The organism is Gordonia crocea (assembly GCF_009932435.1).
Taxonomy (GTDB): domain Bacteria; phylum Actinomycetota; class Actinomycetes; order Mycobacteriales; family Mycobacteriaceae; genus Gordonia; species Gordonia crocea.
In genome coordinates, this window is record NZ_BJOU01000001.1 from 798,364 (window position 1) to 819,520 (window position 21,157).

20 protein-coding genes are annotated in these 21,157 nt (G+C 67.8%); 7 read left to right on the forward strand and 13 right to left on the reverse strand.

Features of this window, described 5'->3' with window-relative positions; all coding sequences use genetic code 11:
* Nucleotides 1-2: 2 nt before the first annotated feature.
* On the reverse strand, nucleotides 3-725 hold the full coding sequence (locus tag nbrcactino_RS03800) for a TetR/AcrR family transcriptional regulator (protein ID WP_161926152.1): 723 nt from the start codon (nucleotides 723-725) through the stop codon (nucleotides 3-5).
* A gap of 113 nt (nucleotides 726-838) precedes the next feature.
* On the opposite strand from nbrcactino_RS03800, the gene nbrcactino_RS03805 reads away from it, so the two are divergent.
* From nbrcactino_RS03805 to nbrcactino_RS03815, 3 genes are read left to right on the forward strand one after another with little or no spacing between them, the layout of a single operon-like run.
* Nucleotides 839-1,330 (forward strand): hypothetical protein, encoded by a 492-nt coding sequence (locus nbrcactino_RS03805; protein ID WP_161926153.1) that lies wholly within the window; start codon nucleotides 839-841, stop codon nucleotides 1,328-1,330.
* A gap of 8 nt (nucleotides 1,331-1,338) precedes the next feature.
* A complete protein-coding gene (locus tag nbrcactino_RS03810) occupies nucleotides 1,339-4,329 on the forward strand; it encodes an MMPL family transporter (protein WP_161926154.1) in 2,991 nt (996 codons plus the stop codon).
* A 4-nt stretch (nucleotides 4,330-4,333) separates the two neighbouring features.
* Nucleotides 4,334-4,816 (forward strand): SRPBCC family protein, encoded by a 483-nt coding sequence (locus nbrcactino_RS03815; protein ID WP_228460666.1) that lies wholly within the window; start codon nucleotides 4,334-4,336, stop codon nucleotides 4,814-4,816.
* Nucleotides 4,817-4,849: 33 nt separating this feature from the next.
* Here the strand turns inward: nbrcactino_RS03815 and nbrcactino_RS03820 are convergent, their stop codons facing one another.
* From nbrcactino_RS03820 to ramB, 10 genes are all read right to left on the reverse strand, one after another.
* Nucleotides 4,850-5,488, reverse strand: coding sequence for a helix-turn-helix domain-containing protein (locus tag nbrcactino_RS03820; protein WP_228460667.1), 639 nt, complete (start codon nucleotides 5,486-5,488; stop codon nucleotides 4,850-4,852).
* Nucleotides 5,489-5,555: 67 nt separating this feature from the next.
* On the reverse strand, nucleotides 5,556-6,344 hold the full coding sequence (locus tag nbrcactino_RS03825; protein WP_161926155.1) for an ABC transporter permease: 789 nt from the start codon (nucleotides 6,342-6,344) through the stop codon (nucleotides 5,556-5,558).
* Entirely contained in the window at nucleotides 6,341-7,060 is a 720-nt protein-coding gene (locus tag nbrcactino_RS03830) for an ABC transporter ATP-binding protein (protein ID WP_161926156.1), read from the reverse strand. Before nbrcactino_RS03830 ends, nbrcactino_RS03825 begins: the two co-directional genes overlap by 4 nt.
* Before the next feature lie 7 nt (nucleotides 7,061-7,067).
* Complete coding sequence (locus tag nbrcactino_RS03835) at nucleotides 7,068-7,541, reverse strand: MTB12 C-terminal domain-containing protein (RefSeq protein ID WP_161926157.1); 474 nt, start codon at nucleotides 7,539-7,541, stop codon at nucleotides 7,068-7,070.
* Nucleotides 7,542-7,576: 35 nt separating this feature from the next.
* Entirely contained in the window at nucleotides 7,577-7,924 is a 348-nt protein-coding gene (locus nbrcactino_RS03840; protein ID WP_161926158.1) for a cupin domain-containing protein, read from the reverse strand.
* Between the two features lie 63 nt (nucleotides 7,925-7,987).
* The gene (locus tag nbrcactino_RS03845; protein WP_161926159.1) at nucleotides 7,988-8,779 is read right to left on the reverse strand and encodes a class I SAM-dependent methyltransferase; all 792 of its coding nucleotides are present in this window, start codon (nucleotides 8,777-8,779) and stop codon (nucleotides 7,988-7,990) included.
* A 76-nt stretch (nucleotides 8,780-8,855) separates the two neighbouring features.
* Nucleotides 8,856-9,491, reverse strand: a complete 636-nt coding sequence (locus tag nbrcactino_RS03850) for a class I SAM-dependent methyltransferase (RefSeq protein ID WP_161926160.1) — start codon at nucleotides 9,489-9,491, stop codon at nucleotides 8,856-8,858.
* A 16-nt stretch (nucleotides 9,492-9,507) separates the two neighbouring features.
* The gene (locus nbrcactino_RS03855) at nucleotides 9,508-10,038 is read right to left on the reverse strand and encodes a carboxymuconolactone decarboxylase family protein (RefSeq protein WP_161926161.1); all 531 of its coding nucleotides are present in this window, start codon (nucleotides 10,036-10,038) and stop codon (nucleotides 9,508-9,510) included.
* A 57-nt stretch (nucleotides 10,039-10,095) separates the two neighbouring features.
* Nucleotides 10,096-11,535, reverse strand: coding sequence for a lipase family protein (locus nbrcactino_RS03860; RefSeq protein WP_228460668.1), 1,440 nt, complete (start codon nucleotides 11,533-11,535; stop codon nucleotides 10,096-10,098).
* A gap of 197 nt (nucleotides 11,536-11,732) precedes the next feature.
* The gene (ramB, locus tag nbrcactino_RS03865) at nucleotides 11,733-13,226 is read right to left on the reverse strand and encodes an acetate metabolism transcriptional regulator RamB (RefSeq protein ID WP_161926162.1); all 1,494 of its coding nucleotides are present in this window, start codon (nucleotides 13,224-13,226) and stop codon (nucleotides 11,733-11,735) included.
* A 24-nt stretch (nucleotides 13,227-13,250) separates the two neighbouring features.
* On the opposite strand from ramB, the gene nbrcactino_RS03870 reads away from it, so the two are divergent.
* From nbrcactino_RS03870 to metE, 4 genes are all read left to right on the forward strand, one after another.
* Nucleotides 13,251-14,036, forward strand: a complete 786-nt coding sequence (locus tag nbrcactino_RS03870; RefSeq protein ID WP_161926163.1) for a hypothetical protein — start codon at nucleotides 13,251-13,253, stop codon at nucleotides 14,034-14,036.
* A gap of 351 nt (nucleotides 14,037-14,387) precedes the next feature.
* The gene (gene aceA / locus nbrcactino_RS03875; RefSeq protein WP_161926164.1) at nucleotides 14,388-15,680 is read left to right on the forward strand and encodes an isocitrate lyase; all 1,293 of its coding nucleotides are present in this window, start codon (nucleotides 14,388-14,390) and stop codon (nucleotides 15,678-15,680) included.
* Between the two features lie 225 nt (nucleotides 15,681-15,905).
* Nucleotides 15,906-16,778, forward strand: coding sequence for a 3-hydroxybutyryl-CoA dehydrogenase (locus nbrcactino_RS03880; RefSeq protein WP_161926165.1), 873 nt, complete (start codon nucleotides 15,906-15,908; stop codon nucleotides 16,776-16,778).
* 11 nt (nucleotides 16,779-16,789) lie between these two features.
* Nucleotides 16,790-19,093: a 5-methyltetrahydropteroyltriglutamate--homocysteine S-methyltransferase gene (metE, locus tag nbrcactino_RS03885; RefSeq protein WP_161926166.1), complete on the forward strand. Its 2,304-nt coding sequence runs from the start codon at nucleotides 16,790-16,792 to the stop codon at nucleotides 19,091-19,093.
* Nucleotides 19,094-19,393: 300 nt separating this feature from the next.
* Here the strand turns inward: metE and nbrcactino_RS03890 are convergent, their stop codons facing one another.
* Nucleotides 19,394-20,263 carry a polyphosphate kinase 2 family protein gene (locus nbrcactino_RS03890; protein WP_161926167.1) on the reverse strand — a complete coding sequence of 290 codons (870 nt, stop codon included), beginning with the start codon at nucleotides 20,261-20,263 and terminating at the stop codon, nucleotides 19,394-19,396.
* A gap of 5 nt (nucleotides 20,264-20,268) precedes the next feature.
* Nucleotides 20,269-21,090, reverse strand: a complete 822-nt coding sequence (locus nbrcactino_RS03895) for an SDR family NAD(P)-dependent oxidoreductase (RefSeq protein ID WP_161926168.1) — start codon at nucleotides 21,088-21,090, stop codon at nucleotides 20,269-20,271.
* Between the last annotated feature and the right edge of the window lie 67 nt (nucleotides 21,091-21,157).

The following is a 21,157-nucleotide window of genomic DNA, read 5'->3' on the forward strand; positions in this document are numbered from 1 at the left end:
GCTCAGAAGTCGTCGTCCTCGTCGACGCCCATGGCGATATGCAGCGGCTGGTTCAGGTCCAGTTCCACACCCTCGTCGAGATTGGCGGTCACGATGCCGATCGCCGAACGCGTGATCTGGTCGACGAACTGCTCCTTCGTGAGGGAATCGTTGGCCGGCTTGTCGGTGCGGATCCACCAGTCGGCCGCCGATGCCGCCATGCCGAAGACCGAGTGGATCATCAGTTCGAACTGCTGGTGGCTGCTGATGACGTTCGACAGCAACCCCTCGGCGACGTGCGCGGCTCGGTCGATCGACGCGCGCGCCACGATCAGTGGATGCTCTCCGTCTCCGGTCGCCGCCGCGTATTGGCCGCTGGCCAGGAACAGGACGAGGTTGGGATGTTCGCTGATGGTCTCGGCGTACTTGGCGACGAGCCGCCGCACGATCTGTTCGGCCGAGTCCTCGTAGATGTTCAGCGTCCCCGACAGGCGATCCCACAGGGTCTCGACGACGTTCTCCAGAATCGCGTGGTACAGGTCGTTCTTGTCGTCGAAGAACCGGTAGAGCTTAGGTTTCCGGACGCCGAGTTCGGCACAGATGTCGTCGAGCGTCGCCTGCGGTCCGATGGTGTCGATGGCGCGGATCGACGCGTCGACGAACTCGGCGCGGACCTTCACGCGGTGTTCGGCCCAGCGAGTGGTGCGCGCGTCCGCGCGCTTGGTGGCTACTGATGCGTTGGGCACGTCCCAAATATACGCGATACTCCGGGTAGTAGGTTACGCGGATCTGTCGATGTTGCTGACATCGGCGGACTCAAGCATTACTCTCGGTATCTAGTACTGAGAGTAAGGATGAAATGGTTCGACAGAAGCGCGTTGCGTTGGCCGTTGTCACGGCCGTGTGCGTCGCGGGGGGACTCGCCGGATGCGCCGATGCCCTGACCGGGGGAGCCGTCTCGTTCAGTTCCTATCCGCCGGTGAGTACGTTGCGGTCCATGCCTCCGCTGGCGACCGTATTGCCCGCTGGCTTCCCGGCAGCGGTCCCGGTCGTTGGCGGGAGGTATCGGCGGATCCATAGCCCCACCCTCGGCGACCGGGCCTATGTGCTCGCCGTCGGAGATACGGGTCCATCGGCTCTCGAGCACGCGCGCACCAGGCTGCTCGATGCCGGGTTTATCGAGCAGGACTTCGTGGGACAGCGGACCTACATCGGCCGAGGGCACACCGTCACCGTGGCATCCGTCGATGCCGGATTCGGGTTCTCCCTCGTCTACACGGTGCTGCCGACCGCCGACGTCGCGGGGCTTGGGTCGATCCCCAATATCGACCTTTCCGATCTGTTCGGGTAGGGGGCCCGGTGTCACATCAATACAGTCCGAAGTTCGAGCGGGTGGGCCGGTTCACCGCGCGCTACGCCACGTGGGTGGTGCTGGGCTGGTTCGCCCTGGCGGCGGTGGTGAACGTCGCGTGGCCGCAGCTCGAAGACGTCGCAGCGCGCAAAGCAGCGAGTCCCATTCCCGCCAATTCGCCCGCAATCCAATCGATGTTGACGATGGCGGACAAATTCGGTGAACGCGGCAACCTAAACTCGGTCATCGTCGTCATGGAGAACCCGGCCGGGATGACCGGTGAGGCCCGCGCGAGGTACGACGCGACGGTCGAGCGTCTGAGCGGACGTCCCGACGCGGTCGCCTTCGTACAGGACGTGCTGGGCGATCCGGTCGTCGCGGCGAACCCCGCGGTGCGCAGCCAGGTGATGAGCGAGGACGGCAAGGCCTGGATTCTGCTGGCCGGGCTGACCGGCGACATCGGTTCGCCCAAGACCCTCGCCTCGCTGCAAGTGGCCCAGGACATCGTGCATCAGACCTTCGACGGTTCGCCGACGAAGGCCTGGGTCACGGGTCCGACGGCGACGGTGGGCGATCTGGCGATGACCAGCGTTGCGGACATCCGGGTCATCGGCGCGGTCACCTTCGTACTGATCAGCATCATCCTGCTGCTCGTCTTCCGTTCGGTGTTCACCGCCCTGCTGCCCATGCTCGTGATGGGCGTCTCCGTCGGAGTCGCGCGCGGGGTCGTCGCCGGGCTCAGCGAGATCGGCCTGCCCATCTCGACGATGTCGGCGACGCTGATGGTCGCGATCCTGGCGGGTGCGTGTGTCAACTATTCGGTCTTCCTGATCAGCCGGTATCACGAGAATCTGCGTTCCGGAATGGATCCGCCGGAGGCGCTGGCGAAAGCGTCGGGCTCGATGTCGCGGGTGATCATGGCGGCGGCGGCGACCATCGCGATCGCCAATCTCGCCCAGCTGACGGCGAAGCTGCAGTTCCTTTCGGCGGCGGGACCGGCCGTGGCTATCTCGATCGGGGTCGGATTTCTGGCGTCGATCACCATGCTGCCCGCCGTGCTCGCCCTGGCGGCCCACTTCAACCTGGGGTTGGCGAAGCCGGATCGGACGGGGGCGTACTGGCGGCGGATCGGCGAGATGGTTGTCGCGCGGCCGGTCCAGACCCTGGTCGCGAGTCTGGTGGTGCTGGCGTTGCTGTCCGGGCTGACCGCGTTCATCCACGTCGGTTACGACGATCGCAAAGCCCAGCCCCAAGACACCGAGAGCGCATTGGGCTACGCGACGATGGACAAGCACTTTCCCACCGACACGATGATCCCGCAGTACGTGGTCGTCGAATCGGAGAAAGATCTGCGCACCCCCGAGGGCCTGGCCGACCTCGACCAGCTGGCGGGACGGATCGCCCAGATGCGCACCATCAAGCGGGTCCTGGGCATCACCCGCCCCGACGGGCGGAAGCTGACCCAGGCGACGCTGGCGTGGCAACTCGGGATGATGGGCGAGCAGATGGCGAAGGCCGGCCAGGCGAACCCCCGGCTGCTGCAGCAGATCGATCAGCTCCGCAGCGTGGCAACGGCGATGGAATCGCTCTCCGGCGACGCGGCGGGCGCGGACGCGGCCGGGCTGCTGGCCAGCGCCCGGAAGATGCTGTCGACCGCGAAGTCGGCGTCGGAGCAGATGGACGCCTACTCGGGGCTGGTGCGCAAGGCCGGCTCGTCGGCCGAGATGATCGACCAGCTGGCCAGGCTCTCGCCGGTGCTGCTGGCCGTGGCATCGGCGCTCGACTCGGCGTCGACGGTCCTGATCCCGCTGCTCGATTCGCCCCAATGCCGGGCCAACCGGGAATGCAGGCAACTGCGCGGGCAGCTCGCCTCGGTGACCGCGATGAATCGGGACGGCCAGTTGAAGGAGATCGCCGAGCTGACCCGATCGCTGGCGACCCCGGCGGGCCGGGGCACTGCCAAGAACGCGATTCACTCGCTGGTCGAGCAGTACGAGCAGGCGCGCCAGATGCTGGCCCAGGTACCCGCCGCGGAGCGTCAGCTCGACCGCGTGTCCGAGGTGATGGCCGCGATGTCGGCCGCCGGAATCGACCTCTCCGACACCGATGCGATGGTGCGCCAGGCCAGGAAGATGGCCGACGGGGCGCGCGAGGCGATGGCCGGGATGACCGCGCTCGCCGCCTATCTGCAGACCGTCGGCAAGGCCGCGTCGGGCGATTCGGCGTCCGGCTTCTACCTGGCGTCCGGCCTGCTCGACAACCCGGACTTCGGGTTGCTCAGCAAGGCGTTCATCTCCACCGACGGCAAGACCGCTCGCTATCTCATTCAGTCCACAATCAATCCGTTCTCCGAGGACGCGATGATGTTGTCGCGGGAGATGCGCACGGTTGGTGAAGCTGCGCTGCCCAATACCAGCCTGTCCACGGCACACGTCAGCATCGGTGGGTTTCCGTCGATCAACGCCGATCTGCAGGAGATGTTCCGCCGAGACTTCACGGAGATCGTCATCGTCACCCTCCTGGTGATCCTGGCGGTGATGTGCCTGCTGTTGCGCGCCGTGCTGGCACCGCTCTATCTGCTCGCGTCGGTGCTGCTGACGTACGGCGCGTCCATCGGTGCCGGCGTCCTCGTCTTCGGCGTCATCGGCGGCCAGGAGATCTACTGGGCCGTTCCGGCTATGGCGTTCACCTTGGTCGTCGCGGTCGGTGCCGACTACAACATGCTGTTCATGGCCCGGTTGCGGGAACAGCCCTGTGCGGAGGCCAAGGATGCGATCGTGCCAGCGGTGGTGGGCACCGGATCGGTGATCACCTCGGCCGGGCTCATCTTCGCCGCCGCGATGTTCGGGATGCTCGCCGGATCGGTGTCGACCATGGTGCAGATGGGCTTCATCATCGGCATCGGGATTCTGATCGACACTTTCATCGTGCGGACGATCACGGTTCCGGCCGTGGTGGCCCTGGTCGGCAACCGCAGCTGGTGGCCGTCGAAGAAATGAGGATGTGGCGATCGTGATCTATGAGAAGTATGAGTTGGCGGTACCGGCCGAGCCCGAGGTCGCGCTCGCGATACTGAAGGACGTCGAAGGGATGGACGCCTGGGTGCGGCCGCATCTTCCCCGCTGGCCGAAAATCACCGCCAGCACGTGGGTGGTCGAGCGCAGTGATGACGGCGACCCGCTCCTCGTCGCGGCGAAGACGAGCGCACTGGGGATCAGCGACGAAACGCTCACCGCCTACCGGTGGGCGCCCGACGGGGTCACGACGACGTTGCGATCGAGCCGTGTGCTGCGAAGCAGTCAGGGCACCTACGCGATCGAGGAGACCCTGGGCGGGACGTCCCTCCTGCGGGTCGAACTGAGCGCGGACGTGAAGATCCGCCTGCCGAGAATCCTGGAGCGGCGGATGGAGGCGGTGCAACGGGACTTCGCGACCGCACTGCAACGCGCATTCGTCGGCGAGGCGGAGCGTCGCCGAGGTCGCTGAGTCCGGAAGTCGGCTCGGTGCGATAGCGCGAAGTCACCGGCGCGTGGGTGTCAATCGCAGAATGATCGTGCAGTCGGTACCCGCCGGATCGGGGGCCACGCCGACGTCGTACTGGTCGGCCAACGCCGGACTCGCCGTAGCGATGGCCTCACGCAGCGCGCCGGCGATTATCCCGCGGGAGACCGAGGGATCAGCCCGGGTGATATCGCGCAGGGGACAGGAGCAGATCGTCAATTCGTGTTCCCCGAAGACGCTGGCCGCCCCCTGGACCGCGAAGCCGAGTTTGGTCAGGACGGTTTCGGCAACCGAGATTGGGTCGGGCAGGTCGGCGGCGGATTCCTGCGCCACCGGGGCGGCCCAGCGTCGGCCTATCTCTACGGCCGCCGCGTGCCGCGAAGCCTCGTCGTCGCCGAGGGTTTCCACGAGCAGCGTGATCAGCCGCAGATCCGGTTTGGCCACGGCCGGCGAATAACCCGTGCGCGGGCGCCCGACGCTGGTGGCCGGCAGTGCGATGGCCTCGACGAGACCCTGCTCGATGAGCTTGTTGAGGTGGAAGCGGGCGGTGCTGACATGGACGTCGAGGGCGTCGGCGACGTAGGAGGCGTCCACCGGCTCACCTGCGGCTTCGACGGTGGCCAACACGTGGTCGCGCTGGCGTGCGCGGATCCTCATCTCTGGCCTCCTTCTGCGGTGACGGGGTTGGGCTGTTCGTTTCGAGGGTATCGGGCAGTCGGCCTGATCAGTCGCGTGCCCGGCGAATGGCGGTCGCGGCGATGCCGGCGCCGACGAAGGCAGCGGCGATCGCGGCGAAGTAGAGCAGGGCGCCGTTGGGGCCCCACGGCGGGGTGAGGACGATCGCCTGGCCGGTGCCGTAGATCCCGTTGAGGAAGGGCATGTATTGCTGCAGCCGGGCGAGGTCGCGGATGAGGGCGATGGCGTCCTCGATCAGCCCGGCCCACAGCAGCATCAGCGCGATGGTCGTCACGCCGGAGTTGGTCAGCGCCGCCAGCCCGACGCCGAGGGCGACGGCGCAGAAGGCGAAAAGCGGTACGGCCCAACAGAACCGGATTCCGGCGGCCGAACCGAGGCTGACGCCGCCGTAGACGACGGGGAACAGGCGCGGCAGCGTCGTCATGAGCAGCACGACCATGGCCAACACTGCCGCGGCCGCCAGGGCGCCGTAATAGAGGACGCGGGCGAAGATCATCGTCGACGAGGAGCCGAAGAGGTAGCGCTCGTAGTCGGCCGTCGACCCGCGGTTGGCCGAGGCATGCGCATGGGCGGCGCCGACGGCCAAGATGAGGACGCCCAGGTTGATCACCCAGTACACCGAGTTGTTCGATTCGGCGGTGCCGACCTGGATCGAGTCCAAGCCGATCGTCGCGAACCGTTCCGAGATCACGGCAACCGCGTAGGTGATGAACAGGGGAATCGCGATGGCGAGCGGGACGGTGACGAACCACCACGGACTGCGCCGACCGCCGATCCGGGTGGCCTCGGTGGCCACGGCAGACACCAATGCGGTCACGCTGAGTACTCCGAATCCATCGGGTCGCCGATCGCGCGCAGATACGCGGACTCGAGATCGGGGGCATCGCCGAGGAAGTCCTCGAGCGGGTCGTCGGCGATGAGTCGGCCGCCGCGGAGCACGAGGATCCGGTCGGCGTTGCGGCGGACCTCGTCGAGGAGGTGGGAGGCGACGAGGACCGCACGGCCGTCGTCGGCGAGTTCGCGCAGCAGAGTGCGCAGCCAGATGATCCCGGCGATGTCGAGGCCGTTGAGCGGCTCGTCGAAGAGGAGTACCGGTGGGTCGCCGAGCAGGGTGCCGGCGATGCCGACGCGTTGGCGCATCCCCAGGGAGTAGTCGCCGATCGGGCGGTGGGCGACGTCGGTGAGTCCGACGAGGTCGATGACCTCGTCGACGCGTTGGTCGGAGACCCGGGCCGAGTGGGCCAGCCACCGCAGATGGCGGCGGGCGGTGTGGCGGGGGGTGAATCCGTCGATGTCGAGGTGGATTCCCAACTCGCGGACGTGGCGGCGGCGGTTGGACCACGGCCGACCGTTGATCGCGATGGATCCCCGGTCGGCCGTGGTCACTCCGCTCACGCACCGCAACAACGTGGACTTGCCCGCACCGTTGAGGCCGAGGAGGTAGGTCAGCGAACCCGAGGCGACCTCGGTGGAGATCCCGTCCAGGACCGTTCGCGGACCGTAGCTCTTCGTCAGCCCCTCGATGCGCAGCATGTCGTCGTCAGGCGTTGCAGTAGATCGGCAGACCGACGGTCTTGACACCCTGGCACATGGAGCTGGCGGCCAGCTTCCAGTTACCGCCCTGGTAGACGAAGTCGATCGGCATGTTGATCGTCGGGCGTCCGGTCGACCAGCTGGTCATGTTCACCTGGACGCGGGTCGGGCTCTTGCGGACCAGCGGGCCGGTGACCTTGTTCCCACCGCGGGGGGCGCGGAACAGGCCCAGGTTGTAGACGGTCCGCGGAACGACGACGGCGTTCGCCCCGCCCTCGACGTTGGCAGCCTTGGCCTCGTCGGAGGCCGGGGTCTCCACGAGGAACTTGACGATGTTGCCGAGGTCGGTGACGGTCGGGTTCTTCGTGGTCACCTTGAAGTTCGCCGGCAGTGCCGAGGCCTGGGAGGTGACGGTAGCGGTGCCAATCAGTGCGGTGAGGGTGGCGAGGACGGCGATGAGTGCCGTGCGGACCATTTTCATCGGTTTTCCTTTCGGTTGGGTACTGCGTTACTCGGTTACTTGGGATGGTGGTGCGGGGTGAGGACGATCAGCGACAGCGCCGAGTCCTCGGTGGCCGTCAGCGAGTGGGAGATCTCGGCTTCGACGTGAATGGCCGACCCGGGGGTCAGCACGGTCGTCTGATCGCCGACGGTGAACTCGACCCGACCGGCCTGGCTGACCACGAGGATCGGCCACCGGGCGGTGTGCTCGGCCATGGTCTGGCCGGCCCGGAAGCTGAGCCGGACGACGGTCGCGCCGTTGAGGTGGGCGAGCGCCTTGATGTCCGGGCCGGAGGATTCCGGCAGGCTCAGCGCGGTGTCGGCGAGGCCGGTGACGACGGTGTCGGTCGGGGTGTCGGTCATGCGTACTCCTTCAGATGGCCGCCGGGCGGGCGGCGCGGTGGGCTGGATGAAGTTCGGACGTGCTCAGTTGCGGACCGCGATGATCTCGATGGCCGCGAGGTTGTCCTTGTACTTGCGGAACGTCTTGCGCATACCGAGGACGCGTTTGCGGGCGTCGCCGTTGCGGATCACATTCCCGACGAAGCGCAGGGCGCCGAAGAGCCCCTCGTCGGCGATCACCCGGCGCGGCTGTAGGAGAGCCATCGGGGCGAACCGGACCTGCTCGACGGTGAAGCCGGCATCGGTGAGGAGCTTGCGCCACTCGGTCTCGGTGAGCGGGCGGGCGTTGACCTTGATCGAGCGGGCCAGCGACTTGCGGATCTCGGTCTTCTGCTCGTCGTTGAGGGTGTCGGGTTCCAGGGCGAGTTCGTGGATCGCGTAGCGGCCGCCCGGGCGCAGGACGCGCTTGGCCTCCGCGGCGATCGCGGCCTTGGTCTTGTCGCCCTGCATCGTCAGCATTGCCTCGCCGATGGCCACGTCGACGCTCGCGTCGTCGAGACCGGTGGCCTGCGCCTCGCCGGTGGTGATGGTGCCCCGGTCGCCGACCACGCTGGCGGCCAGTTTCGCGGCGGCCTCGTCGGCCTCGACGCCGCGGTAGCTGCGCGGCGACAGGGCCAAGATCTCGGTTGCGGTCCGGCCGAGGCCGGGGGCGATCTCGAGAACATCGGCGTCGGCGAGGTTGGCGTCGGCGAGGAGGTGCTCGGTCAGTTCGATCCCGCCGGGGCGCAGGACGCGCTTGCCGAGCTTGGCCAGGATCCAGTGTCCGGGCATGTCTTCTTCACGACGGTCGGAAAAGGGCAAATCGGTTGCGGCCATGGGACACGCTCCTTCTTTTTGGAGGATGCGTATACGGTAAATTAAGCAACCCTAACTACGCCAGCCGAGGCTTACCTTAGTCCTTGAACGCGAGGACGAATTGCCCCTGATCGACCACGGTTTGCTCGATGCGCCCGACCCCCGCCAAGCGCAGTCGATCGGTGATTTCATCACGGCCGAAGAAGCGGTATCCACCCAGGTGGCCGATGGTTTTTACCCCCGGCAACGAGGTGAGCCCGGTGACCACCGAAGTGAAGATCGCCACCTCCCCGCCCGGACGTGTGACGCGAATCAACTCATCGATCACCGGGAGGGGGTCCGGAATCAGGTACAGCGCCGCAAAACACGTCACCGTGTCGAAAGAATCGTCGGCAAACGGCAACCGGTGGGCGTCGCCCCGGATGAACGAGGTGCGCGGGTGCGGTTTGGTGACCGCGCGCGCCAGCATCGCCTCGGAGAAGTCGACACCGACGCAGTGTCCGGTGCCGGTCAGGTTCGCCGCCAACCGCCGGGTGTAGAGGCCCGGACCGCAGGCGACGTCGAGGATCGTCCGCTCGCCCGCGCGGGCGAGGTAAGCGGTGAACGCCTTGTCGAATTCCGCGGTACCCGATCCGCCGAGGCTGAAGATCCGGGTGAAGACCGGGCGCCAGACGCCCTCGTAGACGGCGGAGACCAGCGGGTTGCCCATCAGGCGCTGGGCGATCGACGGCACGGTCGCGGCCCGTCGGTCAGGCGTCGCGCTGGACGCGCAGCACGCCCAGCGTCGTGGCCAGTGAATCGTATTGGGAGATCAGCAGAACGAACGAGATCTGCTCGGCCTCGTTGAGGTGGCGGGCCACCGCGGCCCACGTCTCGTCGGTGATGTCGCGCGAGCCGACCATCTCGTCGACGGCCAGCAGCAGCGTCCGCTCGCGGTCCCCCCACCCGGCGTCGGGTCCCTCGATGATCCGGCTGAGCATGGCGTCGTCGATGCCCGCGCGCTTGCCCAGCTTGCGGTGGTGGTCCATCTCGTAGTCGCAGGAGCGCAGGTGGGCGACCCGGATGATGATCATCTCGGTGTCCTTGCGGGACAGCTTGCCGAACGGCATCATCCGCGCCGAGTAGTACAGCCAACCGCGGAAAAGGCCTTTGGACCGTCCGAGCGTGGAGAAGATGTGGGCGTCGTCGACGCCCTGGACCTTCGAGGCGCCGCGGCTGAAAACCCAGTTGAACAGGCCGAGTTCGCGCAAACCGCCGGGTTCGATTCGTGGAGTGTTCATGAGGGTCAACCGTAGTGGCGCGCGGCCGGGCGTGGGGGAACTGCGGGGAACGGGTCGTCAGCGCCGGGCGGGTGGTCGGGGGCAGCCCCCGATGATCCGCGGGATCGGCGACGGGATGAAGCGTGGGCCGCCGGCGCGTGACTCGAGCCAGGACAGGGCGTCGGGGAAGCCGAGGAAGGCGCTGCCGAAGTGTTCGGCAGGGAACTCGTGATAGTCGACCGACACCCCCAGGCGGCACTGCTCGGCGACGAAGGCGCGCGCGCCTACCGCGGGAACCCACCACTCGAACGAGCCGTGATAGACGAAAAGTGGTGTGGCCGAGCCGATGCCACGCATCGATGTGACGCGATAAAGCTGCTTGGCCAACGGGGAGTGAAACGGGTCGCCGCTGCGCGACATCAGCTGCATCGGCCACATCGTCGGGCCGATCAGCCCGGCCGGAGCCGTGCACGAGTCCTTGATCGGTGACATCGCCAGCCAGATCGCGAGGTTGTTTGCGTCGCCGAGCAGCTGCGGGCGTTCCCGGATGAGGCCGAGTGCGGCGACCTGGAGCACCCCGGTCGCCCAGTTCGCGTTCATCGAACCGGGCAACAGGGAGAAGTCGGCGGGCAGGCCGCCCAGCGCGGTGCCGCGGAACCGGGGGGTCAGCTCGGGAGCGTAGGTGGCGAGTTGTTTCACCGCTCCGTGGGTGGCAATCGCGCCGCCGGAGAAGCCCGACATGATCAGCGGCGCGGCGCTGACGCCGAGTCCGCCGTCGGTCTGTGCGTCGTGGTTGAGCATCGCGCGCACCGAGTCGAGGACCACGCGGCCGCCGACAATCGGTTCGGCGTAGGCCATCCGCGCGCCCTGGTGGTCGGGGACGAGCACGATGAGCCCGCGGTCGAGCGACCACTGGATCGTCGGGGGAAGTCGGTCGGGGACGTTGGTTCCGCCGTCGCGCGCGTGGGCCATCGCGTACCCGGGGGTGCATCGGGCGCCGAGGGCGTCGATCGCGAGGTTGTCCACCAGGACCGGAGTGTGGCCTCGGCCGCGCCAGCGCGTCGTCGGGTAGAGGAGCGTGGCGGTGCCGAAAGACGGTGCACCGTGGGAATCGGTGGTGGCGAATTTCAGCTGGACGGCCCGTCGGACGGGGTGCTCCAGGACGGCGGGAGCGGTGGCCGTGACGCGCCGGACGGAGATGACGGTCCCCGGGGCCAGTTGCGACAGGTTCGACGGCCACCGGTCGAAAAAGGCGTCGCCGGTCGGGGAGGGCAACAGTGCAGCACGCAGATCGGTGGTCCGGCTATCGATCGTCGGCGATGCCGCACGCGGATCCGGACGACGTTGACGGGGAGCGACCGGCGGCGGGACCACCCGGTTCATGAAGTCACGCACCGCCGGGGGAGCGGGGGCGACGTTGATGGGTTCGGCGACGGCCGACGGGGTGGCGGCCCAACTCGGCGCGGTGAGCAGCATCGCCGCGCCGATGGCGGCGAATCCGCGCGCAAAGTGTGGCATACCCCACCCCTTGTGCAGTTACGTGAATCTTCGCTAAAGAATAGTCTATGTCGCATCACGGGTGTAGTCAGATCGGGGCCATTCGATGAATTCTTGGGCCCAGTCGACGGGAAACAGGGCCCAGTCGGCAGAAACGAGGGCCCAGTCGGCGGGGATGAGGGCCCAGTCGGCGGGAAACAGGGCCCAGTCGGCAGGGATCAGGTGGTGCTGTACGGGGAGATGCTGCTGCGGTGGGTGTCGATGTGCAGCGGTACGCCCAACGGGGGGAACGCCCGCTGCGGGCACTGCAGGCGCTCGCACACCCGGCAGCCCGAGCCGATCGGGGTGACCTTCGCCTGGGGGCCGATCTCCAGGCCGTCGGAGTAGATCACCCGCCCGGCGTGGCGGAGTTCGCAACCCAGGCCGATCGCGAAGGTCTTGCCCGGCTGGCCGTAGCGCGCGGCGCGGCGCTCGACGGTGCGCGCCACCCAGAAGTATTCGCGGCCGTCGGGCATCTGGGCGACCTGGGTGAGGATCTTGCCCGGCGACCCGAAGGTCTCGTAGACGTTCCAGAGCGGGCAGGTGCCGCCGCTCGCCGAGAAGTGAAAGCCGGTGGCGGACTGGCGTTTCGACATGTTCCCGGCCCGGTCGACGCGGACGAACGACCACGGGATACCGCGCAGGTTCGGCCGCTGCAGCGTCGAGAGGCGGTGGCAGATCGTCTCGTAGGACAGCGAGTAGAACGCCGACAGGCGCTCGATGTCGTAGCGGAAGTCCTCGGCGGCGCCGTGGAACTGCTCGTAGGGCATCGAGGCGGCGGCGGCGAAGTAGTTCGCCAGCCCCGACATGGCCAGGGCGCGCGAATCGTCGGAGGTGAAGACGGCCTCGTCGACGAGCCCGGCCATCAGGTCGCCGTATTCGAAGAAGGCCAACTCGAAGGCGAGCTTGAACATCCGCTGGCCCGGGCCGAGGGCGGCGGAGACTTCGAGGCGGTGGGAAGTGGCGTCGTAGCGGTGCAACAGGTCGTCGCCGAGGTCGATGCGCCGGACGATCTGGACGCCGTGCACCTGCTCGAGGCGGTTGGCGATCTCGTTGCGGACGTCGCCGGAGTGCATGCGCATCCGGGTCACCATCTCCTCGGCGGCGACGTCGAGGTCGTGGAAGTAGTTGTGGTGCGCGGAGAAGAAGTCACGCACCTCCTCGTGGGGCGCGCTGATCGATCCGCGCATGCTGCTGCGGTCGGCGCGCACGTCGGTGGCGGCGGCGAGCTGGTCGGCGGCCACCCGATAGCGGCGGTGCAGGTTGACCACGGCCTCGGCGATGGCGGGGTGGGCGGCCACCATCTCTGCGAGCTCCTGCGGATCGGTCGCCGTGTCGGCCTCCGACCGCGAGGACCGCGGGGAGTCGATGCTGTTCTCCTCGATCAGCGCCTCCCGCAGTTCGGCGACGAGCCGGATGTCGTCCTGGGGGTCGAAGAACCCGGCGTCGACGCCGAAGACCTCGGAGATCCGCCCGAGAACGGCGGCGGTGAGTGGGCGGGTGTCGTGCTCGATCTGGTTGAGGTAGGACGCCGAGATCCCGAGGTCGGCGGCAAGGCGGACCTGGGACAGGCCGCGTTCGGCCCGCAGCTGTTTGAGGCGCGAGCCGACGTACTGGGGTCCGGGCCGACGGCTCTTCTCGTCGGCATTGGTGCGGGTCGGCGATTCGGTCACGGCGTCCCCGGTACGGTGTCGCGCATGGGTTCTCCAAGAGCGTTGTCGGTGGCCGCGGCCGTGGTCGCGGTCGCCGTGGGACTGGTGGGCTGTTCCTCCACGGTAGACCTGGACCCACCGAAACCGGGGGCGATGCTCCTGGCGCCCACCGCGCTGCCCTCGGGATTCACCGCGACCGCCACGACGGTGGCCGAGCTGGCGGCGGCCAACGCCGGTCCCCTCGCCGAGGCGGCGCACACCCCCGTCGTCCCGGCGGACTGCCGGCCGACCGCCGACGCCGGTCTCAACGGGCGGCTCGACGACGACACCGCCGCGGTCCTCACCGCGCGCAGTTCCGACGCCACCCTGAGCAACCTGGTCGTCGCCGGGCCCCGGGACATCGACGCCGACGTGCGTGAGCACACCGGGGCCTGCGCGACGACCCGCACCACCCTCACCACCGGCGGCCGGGCGGGGGCGGTGGTCATCGCCGAGCACCGTAAACTCGCCCCGCCAGTCCTGTCCGGTGCGGCGGCGGGCCGCCTCGGGCTGGTGGGTCGGCTGACGATCAGCCAGATGTTCCTGTTCCGCGCCGACACGACGACGACGCTCCCCGACGGCACGACGTCGCGCTCGGTGTCGTTCGCCGGGTACGCCGCCGCGCACGCCCCGGGGTCGGAGTCGGCGGCCAACCGGTTCACGATCGCGCTGACCGTGTCGGGCGACCCGACCGGGTTCGCGAAACCGTTCCCGGAGGTGACCGAGCCGATGTCGGACAAGGGCTTCGTCGAACTGTTCGTCAAGGCGCTCACGGCGGCCGGCCAAGCCTGAACCCAGCGCCTCACAGCGGCGGTCGGGGACTGTGAGTCGTCGCACACCTGCGATCGGGGTCGGCGTGCGGCGGGCCCCGTGCAGGACGAATCGGCGCCGCACCGCCCGTCGTCGCTGGACGACGAAATAGCAGTACGCGCGTACTTTTTCCGGAGATGGACCCCAGATTTCACACACGTAGTTTTGCAAACTTTGCAAGAAGCGTGCAAAAGATGGCCTAAATTTGCACTCCGCAACGATTGGACCTGCGGGTTTGTTCTGTGGCACCCTTGCATCAGGCACCGCCTAGGGGCAGTGGATTCTTCGCAATCCACATCCGCCTTTCGTTAGAAGAAGAAAGCGAATGCACTAATGAGCAACGTCGGAAAGCCACGTACCGCCGCCGAGATCCAGCAGGACTGGGACACCAACCCGCGCTGGAAGGGCATCACCCGCGACTACACCGCCGAGCAGGTCGCCGAGCTGCAGGGCACCGTCGTCGAGGAGCACACCCTCGCCCGCCGCGGCGCGGAGATCCTCTGGGAAGGCGTGACCAAGGGCGATGACAGCTACATCAACGCGCTGGGCGCCCTCACCGGCAACATGGCCGTGCAGCAGGTCCGCGCCGGCCTGAAGGCCATCTACCTCTCCGGTTGGCAGGTCGCCGGTGACGCGAACCTGTCCGGCCACACCTACCCCGACCAGTCGCTGTACCCGGCGAACTCGGTCCCGTCCGTCGTCCAGCGCATCAACAACGCGCTGCTGCGCGCCGACGAGATCGCCCGCGTCGAGGGTGACACCTCGGTGGACAACTGGGTCGTGCCGATCGTCGCCGACGGTGAGGCCGGCTTCGGTGGCGCGCTGAACGTCTACGAGCTGCAGAAGGCCATGATCAAGGCCGGTGCCGCCGGTACCCACTGGGAGGACCAGCTCGCTTCGGAGAAGAAGTGTGGCCACCTCGGTGGCAAGGTGCTGATCCCGACCCAGCAGCACATCCGCACGCTGACCTCGGCCCGCCTGGCTGCCGACGTCGCCAACACCCCGACCGTCGTCGTCGCCCGTACCGACGCCGAGGCCGCCACCCTGCTGACCTCCGACGTGGACGAGCGCGACCGCCCGTTCCTGGACGGCACCCGCACCAGCGAGGGCTTCTACGGCATCAAGAACGGCATCGAGCCCTGCATCGCTCGCGCCAAGGCCTACGCCCCGTACGCGGACCTCATCTGGATGGAGACCGGCAAGCCCGACCTCGAGCTCGCCAAGAAGTTCGCCGAGTCGGTCAAGGCCGAGTTCCCCGACCAGCTGCTGGCCTACAACTGCTCGCCTTCCTTCAACTGGAAGCAGCACCTGGACGACGACACCATCGCCAAGTTCCAGAACGAGCTCGGCGCGATGGGCTTCAAGTTCCAGTTCATCACCCTGGCCGGCTTCCACGCCCTCAACTACTCGATGTTCGACCTGGCTTACGGCTACGCCCGCAACCAGATGTCGGCCTACGTCGACCTGCAGGAGCGCGAGTTCGCTGCTGAGGAGCGCGGTTACACCGCCACCAAGCACCAGCGCGAGGTCGGTGCGGGCTACTTCGACCGCATCGCCACCACCGTCGACCCCAACACGTCGACCGCTGCGCTGAAGGGCTCGACCGAAGAGGGTCAGTTCCACTAGGAACCCGTTCCCGACGGGACGGGAGTTCCCCTTCCGCCGCGAACCAGCGCTAGAAGCAGCCGGGGCGGGCGACGGTCCGCCGTCGTCCGCCCCGGCTGTTTTCTCACCATTACCAAACCCCTGATTTCCCCCTAGTCTTGGAAACCAAGACCTCTCGAACCCACCGCGACTTCTCGGCTCCGTCGGGAACCCGCGACACCCATCCCCAGTTGGAGGAGCCGTCCCATGGCAAGCCAGAAGATCACGCGAGTCGGTGTCATCGGTGCCGGTCAGATGGGCGCAGGAATCGCCGAAGTCTGTGCCCGCGCCTCGGTCGACGTCCTGGTCTACGAGTCCACCCGTGAATTGGCTGCCGCCGGTCGCGCCCGCATCATGCGGTCGCTGGACCGCGGCGTGTCCAGCGGCAAGCTGACCGAGCGCGAGCGCGAGCAGGCCGCCTGGCGACTGCGCTTCACCTCCGACATCGGCGACTTCGCCGACCGCCAGCTCGTCGTCGAGGCCGTCGTCGAGGACGAGGCCGTGAAGACCGCGATCTTCGCCGAGCTGGACAAGGTCGTCACCGACCCGACCGCGGTGCTCGCGTCGAACACCTCGTCGATCCCGATCATGAAGCTGGGTATGGCCACCCAGAATGCGGCCCGCGTCGTCGGCATGCACTTCTTCAACCCGGTGCCGGTGCTGCCGCTGGTCGAGCTGGTCACCACCCTGATGACCAGCCCCGAGGTGTCCGAGCGCGCCGAGAGCTTCGCCCGCGACGTCCTGGGCAAGCAGGTCGTGCGCTCGGCCGACCGCTCCGGCTTCGTCGTCAACGCGTTGCTGGTCCCGTACCTCCTGTCGGCCGTCCGCATGGTCGAGTCCGGTTTCGCCACCGTCGAGGACATCGACAAGGCGATGGTCCTGGGTTGTGCCCACCCGATGGGTCCGCTGCGGCTCACCGACCTCGTCGGGCTCGACACCGTCAAGGCGATCGCCGACAAGATGTACGAGGAGTTCAAGGAGCCGCTGTACTCGCCGCCGCCGCTGCTGCTGCGCATGGTCGAGGCCGGGCGCATCGGCAAGAAGGCCGGCCACGGGTTCTACCAGTACGAAGCCAAGTAGCGGCCGGCACGATGACTCACCCGGACGGCATCGAGTACGGTTCGTCGATCCTGGGCTATCCCCGGATCGGCGCACGCCGCGAGTTGAAGTTCGCCCTCGAGGGGTATTGGCACGGCAGTGTCAGCCGTGATGAATTGCTTTCGACGGGTCGGGAGCTCGCCGACAGCGTGTGGAGCGAGCTCGCCGCGACCGGTCTCGAGCAGGTCCCGGGCAACACGTTCTCGTTCTACGACCACGTGCTCGACACCGCGGTGCTGTTCGGCGCGATCCCGCCCCGCTTCGCCGACCTCGTCGATGAGCTCGAGCCCATCGACCTGTACTTCGCGATGGCCCGCGGCAAGCCGAAGCACCCGCCGCTCGAGCTCATCAAGTATTTCAACACCAACTACTTCTACCGCCAGCCCGAAATCGCCCCCGACGGCGCCTTCGCGCTGAACGCCGAGGGATTGCTCGACGAGCATCGTCGTGCCAAGGCCGAGGGCATCGAGTTGCGCCCGGTGGTCCTCGGGCCGGTCTCATTCCTGCTGCTGTCGAAGGCGGCACCGGGGTCGCCGGACGACTTCTCCCCGCTGGACCGGCTCGACGACCTGTTGCCGGAGTATGCGCGGCTGTTCGACCGGTTGGCGAAGCAGGGCTGCAAGTGTGTGCAGCTCGACGAGCCCTGCTTCACCAGCGACCGGACCTCGATCGACCTCGACGCGCTGCGCCGGGCCTACAACGTGTTGAGCGAGGTGCCGACCGCGGCGCGACCGCGCATCCTGGTGACCGGTCCGTACGGCGATCTGGGCGAGGCGCTGCCGATCCTGGCGTCAACCGCGATCGAGGCAATCGGCGTCGACCTGATCAGCGAGCCGATGACCGCCTCGGAACTGGCGGCGGTGCCCGGTCTCAAGCGCAAGCGCCTCTACGCCGGCGTTATCGACGGCCGCAACATCTGGAAGGCGGCCAAGGGCGGAAAGCTCGACTTCCTCCTGGAGATCAAGTCGCACATCCCCGACCTCGTGGTCTCGACGTCGTGTTCGTTGATGCACGTCCCGGTGGACGTGCTGATCGAGCCGGATCTGCCCGGCGAGGTCGCCGACCGGTTGTCGTTCGCCAAGCAGAAGGTCGCCGAGGTCGTCGCGCTGGCGAAGGCGATCACCCACGGTGCGCCCGAGCACTGGTACACGCGTCCGGCGACGGTCCAGTTCAAACTCAAGCACGACGTGCGCCAGCGGGTGGCGAACATCCGCCCGGACCAGCGTCAGCGGATGCCGTACGAACAGCGGAAGCCGTTGCAGGACAAGGCACTTGGATTGCCACCGGTCCCGACGACGACCCTGGGCTCGTTCCCGCAGACCGACGAGGTTCGCCTCGCCCGGTACTACTACGGCCAGGGGCGGTTGACCTGGGAGGAGTACGCCCAGCGGCTGCGCGACGAGATCAAGCGCGTCATCGAGTTGCAGGAAGACATCGGGCTGGACGTGCTGGTGCACGGCGAGGCCGAGCGCAACGACATGGTCCAGTACTTCGCCGAACTGATGGAGGGCTACGCGGCCACGCATCAGGGGTGGGTCCAGGTGTACGGGTCGCGGTTCGTGCGGCCGCCGATCATCTACGGCGACATCAAGCGCAAGCACCCGATGACGGTCGAGTGGATCGGCTACGCGCAGTCGTTGACCGACAAGCCGGTCAAGGGACTGCTGACCGGTCCGGTCACGATGTTGGCCCGGTCCTTCGTGCGCCAGGACCAGCCGCTGTATGAGACGGCCGAGCAGATCGCGCTTGCCGTCCGCGACGAGATCGCCGACCTGGAGAAGGCCGGGATCAAGATCATCCAGGTCGACGAGCCGTCTATCCGCGAACTGCTGCCGCTGCGCGAGCGCGGTCGGCAGGGCTATCTGGACTGGGCGGTGAACGCGTTCCGGCTCGCCGTCGGAGGCGCGAAGCCGGAGACCCAGATCCACACCCATCTCGGCTACTCGTCGATTGCCCGCGTCGTCGAGGCATTCGAGGCGATGGACGCCGACGTCGTGTCGATCGTGGCGACCCGACGCATCGAGTGGGTCTTCACGCAGCTGGCGAAGGGCACCGCGCTGTCGCACGGTGTCGGACCCGGCGTCTACGAGAGCCGCAGTGCGCTGATTCCCGACATCGACGAGATCGACGAGCGGATCCAGCGCGCCACGCGGGCGATCGCCCCCGAGCGTTTGTGGGTCAACCCCGATGGCGGGCTCAAGACCCGGCACTACTGGCAGCTCGAGCCCTCGTTGCGCAACATGGTCGCGGCCGCTCGTCGAGAGCGTCGTCGTGTGGAGTCCGGCGACGACGACTGATCGTCGACTGGGCCCTGAATCTCGCCGAGTGGGCCCTGGATCTCGTCGAGTGGGCCCTTGATCTCGTCGACTGGGCCCTGAATCTCGCCGACTGGGCCCTGCAGACTCAAGCGATCGCCGCCTCGGCCCTGATTCTTGCCGACCGGGCCGGGTGGGGGCAGCGTGACCGTCGACGAGAACTGTCGGCCACCGCGATGACGGTCCCGATTGGCAGGACAGTGAGGGCCCACTCGATGGAAATGAGGGCCCAGTCGGCGGGGATGAGGGCCCAGTCGGCGGGGATGAGGGCCCACTCGGCGGTTAGAGGGCGGCGACGCGGGCGCGTTCGCGCTCGAGGTCGAAGTCGGCGTCGGGCCAGTCGAGGTCGAGTCTCTCGAGTGCATCGATCAACAGCTCGCAGACCGCGAGGCGGGAGAACCACTTCCGGTCGGCGCCGATGATGTGCCAGGGCGCGTAGTCGGTGTTGGTGAGGTCGAAGATCGCCTGGTAGGCCTGCAGATATTCGTCCCAGAACCCGCGCTCGTCGACATCGCCCGGGTTGTACTTCCAGAACTTCGTCGGATCGGCGAGGCGGTCGGTCAACCGTTGCTTCTGCTCGTCGGGGGAGACCACCAGCGCCACCTTGACCACGGTGGTCCCGGCGTCGACGAGCTCCCGCTCGAACTGGTTGATGAGGTCGTACCGCTTCGACCACACGCTCTCGGGCACCAGGTGGTGGACGCGGACCGGCAGCACGTCCTCGTAGTGGCTGCGGTCGAAGATGCCGATCTTCCCGGCCGAGGGCAACGCGCGGTGGATGCGCCACAAGAAGTCGTGGGAAAGCTCCTCGGGGGTCGGTTTGCCGAAGCCTTTGATGGCCAGCCCCTGTGGGTCGACGAGCCCGCCGACGTGACGCACGATGCCGCCCTTGCCCGCGGTGTCCATCCCCTGGATCACCAGAAGGACGCTGCGGTTGTCCCCGGCGCGCCCGTTCGCGAACAGCATCTCCTGCAGGTCGGCGAGGTACTCGCCGCGCTTGGCCAGCGCCGCGGTGCCCGCGTTCTTGTCGCCCGAGTACCCCGGCGTCGACGACGGGTCATACTCGGCGACCGGGGCGGCATTGGCCACCAGCAGTGCCTCGGCGGGCGCGGTGGTCCACCCGTCTGGCAGCGATCTCTCTGACTTTCCCATGGTGTTCAACCCTTCACGGTGTTGTCGGTGGCCGGCGGGAAGAGTGGCCCCCCGCCGAACGCGGATCGGTGCGAGTCCGGCACGGTCACCCCGTCGTTGTTGGTGATCGAGTGCTCGGCGCCGTACTCGGCAGTGACGACGGTGTGTCCGTTGAGGTCGGCGAGGGCGGGGTCGTCGGCCAAGGCCGCGATCACCCGGCCGACGAATTCCGGGTCTTCGGCGCGGTCGACGGGGAAGCCGGCGAAGTCGGTGAGCCCGCTGCCCAGCAGCAAGGGCGTACGGATCAGGCCCAGCCACAGCGAGACCGCGGTGACCCCGGTCCCGGCGAGTTCGGCGCCCATGTCGAAGGCCATCTTGTCCAGCGCCGTCTTGCCCATCCCGTATAGCACCGAGTGCAGGTGTCCGCGGCTGCCGAACGACGACGTGGAGGCGATCAACCCGCGGCCGGCCGGCACCATGATGCGGGCCGCTGCCACGGCCGCCACGTAGTGGGAGCGCAGCCCGATCCCGATCAACGAGTCCCAGTCGGAAACGGGGCGCTCGTAGAACTTCTCGGTGAAACCGGCGAATCCGGGCGGTGAGGCCCACGCGTTGTTCACCAGGAGATCTAGGCGCCCGACCCCGTCGACGATGTTCGTGAACGCAGCCTCGACGGCGGCGTCGTCGGCATGGTCCACCGCCAGCGCGACGGTCCCGTCGGGTGCGGTCCCGCGGCGCGACGTGGCGTACACGCGCCAGCCCGCGTCGCGCAGTGCGGTGGCGACCCCCCAGCCGACGCCGCGGCTTGCTCCGGTCACCAGGGCGACACGTTGATCGTCGGTCGGCATGCCACCACCCTAAGTTGCCTCGTCGAGGTGCGTTACCCGACTTGCCGTACCGGGGACGGGTAAGACT